Source organism: Halomonas sp. TH-94 (genome assembly GCF_057473365.1).
Window position 1 is genome coordinate 1 of sequence record NZ_JBYCKL010000021.1, and the last position, 7,668, is coordinate 7,668.

At 63.2% G+C, this 7,668-nt stretch carries 7 protein-coding genes; 3 read left to right on the forward strand and 4 right to left on the reverse strand.

The window, feature by feature from the left end:
* A partial coding sequence (locus AC2VNO_RS03830; protein WP_486932897.1) for a hypothetical protein occupies nt 1-310 on the reverse strand: 310 nt, incomplete at its 3' end.
* A gap of 380 nt (nt 311-690) precedes the next feature.
* Nucleotides 691-2,529 carry a feruloyl-CoA synthase gene (locus AC2VNO_RS03835; protein ID WP_486932898.1) on the reverse strand — a complete coding sequence of 613 codons (1,839 nt, stop codon included), beginning with the start codon at nt 2,527-2,529 and terminating at the stop codon, nt 691-693.
* 328 nt (nt 2,530-2,857) lie between these two features.
* Between AC2VNO_RS03835 and AC2VNO_RS03840 the strand changes: the two genes are divergently transcribed.
* Nucleotides 2,858-3,316 carry a MarR family winged helix-turn-helix transcriptional regulator gene (locus tag AC2VNO_RS03840; RefSeq protein WP_228576595.1) on the forward strand — a complete coding sequence of 153 codons (459 nt, stop codon included), beginning with the start codon at nt 2,858-2,860 and terminating at the stop codon, nt 3,314-3,316.
* 19 nt (nt 3,317-3,335) lie between these two features.
* Here AC2VNO_RS03840 and AC2VNO_RS03845 read toward each other — a convergent pair whose 3' ends face one another.
* Entirely contained in the window at nt 3,336-4,361 is a 1,026-nt protein-coding gene (locus tag AC2VNO_RS03845; protein ID WP_486932899.1) for a TRAP transporter substrate-binding protein, read from the reverse strand.
* Between the two features lie 43 nt (nt 4,362-4,404).
* Complete coding sequence (mdlC, locus tag AC2VNO_RS03850; protein ID WP_486932900.1) at nt 4,405-5,985, reverse strand: benzoylformate decarboxylase; 1,581 nt, start codon at nt 5,983-5,985, stop codon at nt 4,405-4,407.
* A 168-nt stretch (nt 5,986-6,153) separates the two neighbouring features.
* On the opposite strand from mdlC, the gene AC2VNO_RS03855 reads away from it, so the two are divergent.
* Together AC2VNO_RS03855 and AC2VNO_RS03860 are read left to right on the forward strand one after the other, a co-directional pair.
* On the forward strand, nt 6,154-7,077 hold the full coding sequence (locus AC2VNO_RS03855) for a LysR family transcriptional regulator (protein ID WP_486932901.1): 924 nt from the start codon (nt 6,154-6,156) through the stop codon (nt 7,075-7,077).
* 281 nt (nt 7,078-7,358) lie between these two features.
* A partial coding sequence (locus tag AC2VNO_RS03860; RefSeq protein ID WP_486932902.1) for a hypothetical protein occupies nt 7,359-7,668 on the forward strand: 310 nt, incomplete at its 3' end.

Below are 7,668 nucleotides of genomic sequence, written 5' to 3' on the forward strand. Positions count from 1 at the left end.
CGTCGTCCTGGCGGTGGGCGCCCGGCGTCCAGGTTTGATCGTCCACGCTGTTGATGGCATTGGCGAAGTCGGCCACCAGGTCGTAGCGGATACGCAGACTCGGATTGACGGTGTAGACCCCGCCCAGGCCGGCCTCGGCGCGGAAGGCCCAGAGGTCGAGATCCCGGTCGCGGACATCGAGCACGCCGCCGGTCACGTTGCCGGAGAAGGTGGGGCCGTTGTGATGGGTATCGGCCAGGGTCTGGCCGGAAACAGCCGCGGCCAGGGCGAAAGCGAGAGGCGTAAGGGTCAGTCGTTGGAGCGTTGTCATTGTGTGTTCCCATTGTGAGTCTTGTTTGCACGCAGCGCGCTCAAACGCTGCACGACAAGACTTTCTCACACACCTATTGTTGTCAAATACAATATTTGTTGAGACATAGTGTTCGAAGTGCGAACAAACCAGAGATCTCAAAAACATTTCTGAAACATAAAGTTGCATTCAAGTCGGGGATGCGCCCCAGGAATGGATCCCTTCTAAAGTCGAACGCTTCCCCCCAGCTCCTAGCGATTCCCAACGCGGCCACCATGCACCGCCGCCACTGAGCGACATGGCAGCGTGGCGATCCAGCGGATGGCATGCACAGGGAGGAGGTACGCCCCGGCCGTTCGGCCAGGGCATTCGTGCTATCGAGAAGCCGTTCCTGAAGCAGCTCAGCCGAGCTGCAGAACGCTCGCTGCCGGTGTGTCGCGATAAAGCGCTTCGACGATGGCGGCCCGGTTCTCCAGCACCGCACGCTGGTTGATCGAGCCCTTGTCGGTGACCTCGTGAGCGTCGAGCCGCGGCGGCTCGTCGAGCAGGACCAGACGCCGCACCCGGGTGGAGCTGCCCGTGCTGTGAGCGTCCAGGTCACGCAGCATTTGCAGGAAGCGCTCGCGCACCGGCTCGCTGGTCAGCACCGTGGCGACATCGGCCTGGCTGCCCAGCCCCGCCAGCTCGCGACACTTTTCCAGATCGGGGAAGACCATGATCGACACGAAGGGCCGGTCGAGCCCGGCGATCACCACATCCTTGATGTGAGGAGCGCCGGCTTCGATGATGCGCGCTCGCAGCGGCCCCACGCTGACCCAGGTGCCGGTATCCAGCTTGAAGTCCTCGGAAATGCGACCGTCGAAGCGCATGCCGCGCTGCGGGTCGTTCGGGTCGATGAACTTGACCGCATCGCCAAGACAGTAGAAGCCCTCCTCGTCGAAGCTCTTGGCGGTGAGTTCCGGCTGACGCCAGTAGCCCGGCATGACGCTGGGGCCCTTCACCCGGCACTCCAGCTTGCCGCCGTTAGGCACCAGCTTGATCGTCACCCCACGGGCCGGCAGGCCCACCACTCCCGACTTGGACTCCTCGAGAGAAGCGAACATCGCCGAGGGCGCGGTCTCGGTGGCGCCCAGGCCGGTCAGCATGCCCACCTTGCAGCCCAGGGTCTGAACGGCCAGCCTGTCGAGCTCGTCCCAGATGTGCTGGGAGAGCCCGGCGGCAGCGAAGAACATCAGATTGAGCCGCGAGAAGAAGGTCTCGCGCAGAGCATCCTCGCGCTTCAGATAATCCACCAGGATCTCGAAGCCCTTGGGCACGTTGAAGTAGACCGTGGGGGCGATCTCGCGCAGGTTGGCGATGGTCTTCTCGAACTCGCCCGGCACCGGCCGGCCGTCGTCGATATAGAGGCTGCCGCCGTTGTAGAGCGCGATGCCGATGTTGTGGTTGCCGCCGAAGGTGTGGTTCCACGGAAGCCAGTCCACCAGCACCGGGGGCTGGTCGCGCAGGAACGGCATCAACGAGGCCAGCATCTCCTGATTGGCGCAGAGCATGCGGTGCGTGTTGATCACCCCCTTGGGCATGCCGGTGGAGCCGGAGGTGAACAGGAACTTGACGATGGTATCGGGCGTGACGGCCGCCCGGGCCGCATCCACCGCTTCGGTGGGGGGCGTATCCAGCAGCCCATCGAAGGCACCCACGCCGGGAAAGTCTGCCGGTTCCACGGCCAGACAGCCGCAGTCGGCCGGCTGCACCGCCGCCAGCGCGGGGGCGAAATCCTTGGCGCTGTCGACCAGCAGCAGCCCCGGCGTCAGCAGCTCGACGATATGGCGCAGCTTGGCAAAGTCGCGGCTGACCAACGAGTAGGCCGGCGAGATGGGGGCGAAGGGGATGCCCACATACATCGCCGCCAGCGCCAGCAGCAGGTGTTCGATGGAGTTGCCGCTGAGGATGACCAAGGGCCGCTCGACGCTGAGATCGTGATTCAGCAGCCCCTGGGCCAGGCAGCGCACGCGGTTCAGGGTCTCGGCATAGCTCAGGCGCTGCCATTCGCCGCCGGCATCACGTCGCGCCACGAAGGTTCTGTCCGGCGCCTCATGCGCCCAGCGCTCCAGGCACTCGATCAGCGTGTCGGGATAGTCGCCAAGGGGCTCCTCGACGCTGAGCAGTTGAGTTCCGTCATCGCGCGAGACCAGCCTGGCGGTGGCGGTGCCGAGATGAACATCGCGAAAGGGGTGAAGCATGGGCGCTCCTGCTGGTTGTGATCGTTGTCAGGATCGATAGGGGCATTCGCTACCCTCGGCATGGGAGCCTTGGTAACATGGGTCCAGTATTTTTTTAAATTGTTGGATAGTCAAACATTTAACCAGCATAACATTATGCCCTGAGAAGCCAGGAAGAGGCCGATAAAAATACGGAATATCAAAAGGATGCGAGAAGAGTTCGGGAGCGCAAGTCACCCTTGGCTGCGACTAAAGTTGATGCCCAACGAGGCCTCGCCGTCCGGTATCCGTTAGGCTTTTCACTGATTGCGCCTCTCGTGGCTCACCCAAGGTCAGGATCGACACCCATATGAGCAACGACGACCAGAACGGAATCGACTACTCCATGTTGCAGTCCCGTCTTGGCTACAAGCTACGCCGGGCGCAGCTCGTCTATTTCGATGTCTTCTTCGAAGCCTGCGCCCAGGAAGGCATCACGCCTGGGCTGTTCAGCATCCTCGCCATCATCTATCACAACCCGGGACTTACCCAGTCAGCGGTTTCCACGGCACTGAACGTGGATCGTTCCGCCATGGTGGCGGCTATCGACAAGCTGGAAAGCATGGAGGTGGTGGAGCGGCGCAAGTCGAAGAACGACCGCCGCTCCTATGCGCTCTACCTGACTGACAAGGGCAAGGCGTTCACCGAGCGACTCAACGAGAAGGTTTCGGCGGGCGAGGATCGCTTCGACAAGTTCATGAAAGAGGGGGAGCGCGAATGGCTCCTCGATCTGCTCGACCGCATCATCGAGAACCGCAGAGGGGGCTGAAGCAGCCCCCGGCCAAGTCTCAGCGCGGCTCTACGGGACACTCGTCTCGCAGCTCCAGCGCCCGCTGGTAGACCTCACGCGCATTGTCGATGCCGCGCTCTTCCAGGCGAACCAGGTAGGCTTCGGTGCCCTCGTTGAGCGGGCCCGACCAGTTCGGATCGTTCAGCGGGTCTTCCACCGTGTTGATGGTGCCGCCCTGGGCCTCGGCCTCCTCGCGGCCTTCGCCATCCAGCCGCGCATACACCTCACCGGCCCGCTGGGTCCAGGCCATGCCGCTGACCTCGTCGATGGCGGCCTGCTGCTCCGGCGAAAGGCGCTCGTAGCTCTCACGGTTCATGACCGCCACCGCCACGCCGGTGTAATACGGCACTTCGAGGTGATGATCGGCCAGCTCGTTGATGCCGAACGTCTTCATCGCCTGCCAAGGGAAGCTCAGGCCATCCATCACACCGCGCTGCAGCGAGGTGTAGATATCGGGCGCCGGCATGCCCACGGGGTTGGCCCCCAGGCGCTCGAGGATCTCGCCGGCCACGTCGCTGGGGCGACGAATGCGCAGGCCGCGCAGGTCGTCAGGGGTTTCGATCGCGTGCCCCCGAGTGTGCAGATAGGCGGGGCCGGTGGTGAACAGGTAGAGCACCTTCACGTCGTCGTACTCGTCGGCGATGTGGCCCTCGTCGTACAGCGTCTGCAGGATGCAGCCACCCTGGGGAGCGCTGCCGGAAACGCCCGGCAGTTGGACGATCTCCGAGAGCGGGAAGCGGCCGGCGGTGTAGCCCTGCATGGTGATGGCGATGTCGGAGATACCGTTCACCGTGCCCTGGTAGGCCTGCTCGGAGCGGCTCAGGGTCTGGGAGGGGTAGTTCTCGACGGTCAGCTCGCCGCCGGTGGCTTCCTCGATGTGCTTGGCCCAGGCCTCGAAGATCTCCTTGTTGACGTCGGAATTGGCCGGCCAGAAGTGCGACATGCGCAGGGTATCGGCGTGGGCGGTAGAGACGAGCCCCGCCGCACAGACGGCAAGCAGGCTCCGGGAGATGGCGTGTTTCATGGCGTGTCCTCTCTTATCGTTGTAGTGGTGGTCTGACGGTGTCTCAGGTGGGCAGGGTCGGCACCTCGATCAGCAGCGGGCGGTCCATCGCAAAGCCTTCCTGCAAGGCGGCCTCCAGGGCCTGCCGGGAATCGGCCAGGCGCGCCTCGACCCCGTAGCCGCGGGCCAGGGCGCAGAAGTCGATGTCCGGCACGTCGAGCCCGGGAGCGTCGTCGACCTTCATGTGCCGAGCGAAGCCGCGCAGGGCGCCATAGGTGCCATTCTTGAGGATGATCAGCACCGCAGGGATGCGGTACTGGGCGGCACTCCACAGCGCGGTGATGGCGTAGCTGGCCGACCCATCGCCGATCACCCCGATGACCTGACGCTGCGGCTGGGCGAGCTGAACGCCGAGCGCCGCCGGCAGGCCGAAACCGAGCCCGCCCGCTGCGGGGAAGAAGTAGCTGCCGGGCTCACGCATGCCGACACGCTCCCAGAAGATCTCCACCGTCGAGGTCGACTCTTTCACGTAAATGGCATCCTCCGGCGCCAGGGCATCCAGGGTATCGAATACGTTGGCCGGCGCCAGGCACCCCTCGCCATCCTCTGCCGATGCCGGTTTAGGCAGCGGCTCGGGCAAGGCCCGTGCGCTTTGTTCGATGCACGGCAGCAGCGCCTCGAGGGTGGCGTGAACGTCGCCCACCAGGGCATCGCCCATGGGGGCGCGAGCCGCCTCGTTGGCATCGCCGGTGACATGCACCAAGCCCGCCCCTTCGGGCAGATAACGTCCCGGGGCGTACTTGTGATAACGGAACACCGGGGCACCGACGACGACGATCAGATCGTGCCCTTCCAGGTGGGCGGTAATGCCGGCAATGGCCGCCGGCAGCACGCCGCGAAAGCAGGGGTGGCGATTGGGAAACGGGCAGCGCGAGGCGGAAGGCGCCACCCATACCGGCAAGCGCAGGCGTTCGGCCAGCTCCACGGCCAGCCCGTTGGCCTGGCGGGCGTCGACCTCGGGACCCAGCACCAGTACCGGATTTTCGGCGGCGTTGAGCCTCAGTGCCAGGCGCTCGAGCTGCGCAGCCGAGGGCACGCCGGCGTGGTCGATCTCGCGCTCCACCACCAGCGCGGCATCGTCGCCCGCTTCGCGATCCCAGTCGTCGTGAGGGATCGAGACATAGACCGGCCCCCGCGGCGGCAGCGAGGCGCTGTGAATCGCCTGGCTCAGCGCCCGTGGCACGTCCTCCGGGCAGGCCGGTTCGTAGCTCCACTTCACCAGTGGCTTGGGCAGCTGCGGGGCATCCACGTTGGCCAGCATCGACTCCACGCCGATCATCGAGCGTGCCTGCTGCCCGGCGGTGATCACCAGCGGCGAGTGGGAGTACCAGGCGTTGGTCAGCGCGCCCATGGCGTTGCCGGTACCTGCGGCCGCGTGCAGGTTGATGAACGCCGGCCGCCCGCTGGCCAGCGCATAGCCGTCGGCCATCCCCGCCACCACGCCTTCATGCAGCCCCAGCACATAGCGAAAATCCTCGGGAAAGCCCTTGAGAAACGGCAGTTCGTTGGAACCGGGGTTGCCGAAAACGGTGGTGATGCCCTGACGACGCAGGAGCGAATAGGTGACGGCGTGAACGCTCGGCATGCTTGATTCCTTATCCTTGTGCGGTGCGTTCTTACACGCTAGAGACTGCACCCATCATCAAGCAAATCGATACTTTTTCTACGATAAATAGATATTCTCTATTCGGCTAGAGCGGGTTATGGTGGCCGATAATCCTCGATAACAAAACGCCAACAAACGAGAGCGCTCATGTCGTTACCAGACCTGAACCTGATCCGGGTATTCGTCATTCTTTACGAGACGGGTAGCGTCACCCACACGGCGGAGCGGCTGCACGTGACGCAGCCTTCCGTGAGCTATGCACTGTCACGCCTGCGCGAACTCTTCGATGACCGCCTGTTCATTCGCACGCATCAGGCCATGGAACCGACCATGACGGCCCGGCAGCTCTATCCCACTCTCAAGGAGTCGCTGCAGCAGCTGGAAAACACCATCGAGAGCCGTCAGCATTTCACGCCCGAGCAGTGCCGCCTGAGATTCCGGCTGGCGTTGACCGACCTGGGCGAGGCCTCCTTCCTGCCCATCATCCTCCAGCATCTGCACGCCCAGGCCCCGGAGGTGGAGCTTGAAGTGATCCCCTTGCGGATCGATCGCGCCGACGAATGGCTCATCAATGGCAAGGTCAATGCCGTGATCTGCAGCCGGCCGATCAAGTCGTCGAGTATCGAGCGCCATGTCATCGCTCAGGATCGCTACGTCTGCCTGGGGCGGCCTTCCGCCTTCCATGCCGCGCCACTCGACCTGGAAACCTTCACCTCGTCTCGCCATGTGGTGGTGGCCAGCACCTCGGGGCACAGCCTGGCGGAAGAGAAGATGCAGGAGCTGGGCATCGAAAGAAAGGTCAGTCTGGAAGTTCCTCACTTCCTCATACTGCCCAAGATACTTCGTCAGAACGATTTGCTCGGCATCGTTCCGGTCCATATCGCCCGGCAGTTCGCCGCCGATGGGGAGCTATGCATTCATCCATTGCCGTTCCAGGTGCCCGATTTCGACATATCCCTTTATTGGCGGTCTCAAGCATTCCATTCGCCGGCGCAGCGCTGGTTCTGCAATACGATTGCGCAAGCCATCGCATCTCTCGATCTCACTCTCGCCGAAGAGACCGGGCCATGATAAGCCGGAAAAACCGGCAATCGGCATTCGGATAAAAGCGGCTTATATGCTCTATATGAACTTTCGATATAGGCCGCTTTTCATGATTAACCTCTTTTGACAAAAGCGTTTTTTTCGCGATCTCCTCTCTGTTATTCCCACGTTACAACTTTGGCATGGTTGCCTGTCGTATCTGCTGTCCACTAGCGTAAATTTCGTAATGCGCATTTATGTTCGCATTGCGAACCAAAGATGGTTCACACGCCCGTACAACAACGACTCGCACACCAGTGGGAACACAAATGACAACGCTCAAACGACTGACCCTCGCGCCTCTCGCTTTCGCCCTGGCCGCGGCTGCTACCGGCCAGGCCCTGGCCGATACCCATCACAACGGCCCCACCTTCTCCGGCAACGTGACCGGCGGCGTGCTCGACGTCCGCGACCGGGATCTCGACCTCTGGGCCTTTCGCGCCGAGGCCGGCCTGGGCGGGGTATACACCGTCAATCCGAGCCTGCGTATCCGCTACGACCTGGTGGCCGACTTCGCCAATGCCATCAACAGCGTGGACGATCAAACCTGGACGCCGGGCGCCCACCGCCAGGACGACG

Excerpts from the sequence above, each read along its gene's own strand:
- AC2VNO_RS03855 (WP_486932901.1), top strand. The coding sequence starts at position 6,154 with ATGTCGTTACCAGACCTGAACCTGATCCGGGTATTCGTCATTCTTTAC.
- mdlC (WP_486932900.1), bottom strand. The coding sequence starts at position 5,985 with ATGCCGAGCGTTCACGCCGTCACCTATTCGCTCCTGCGTCGTCAGGGC.
- AC2VNO_RS03840 (WP_228576595.1), top strand. The coding sequence starts at position 2,858 with ATGAGCAACGACGACCAGAACGGAATCGACTACTCCATGTTGCAGTCC.
- AC2VNO_RS03835 (WP_486932898.1), bottom strand. The coding sequence starts at position 2,529 with ATGCTTCACCCCTTTCGCGATGTTCATCTCGGCACCGCCACCGCCAGG.
- AC2VNO_RS03845 (WP_486932899.1), bottom strand. The coding sequence starts at position 4,361 with ATGAAACACGCCATCTCCCGGAGCCTGCTTGCCGTCTGTGCGGCGGGG.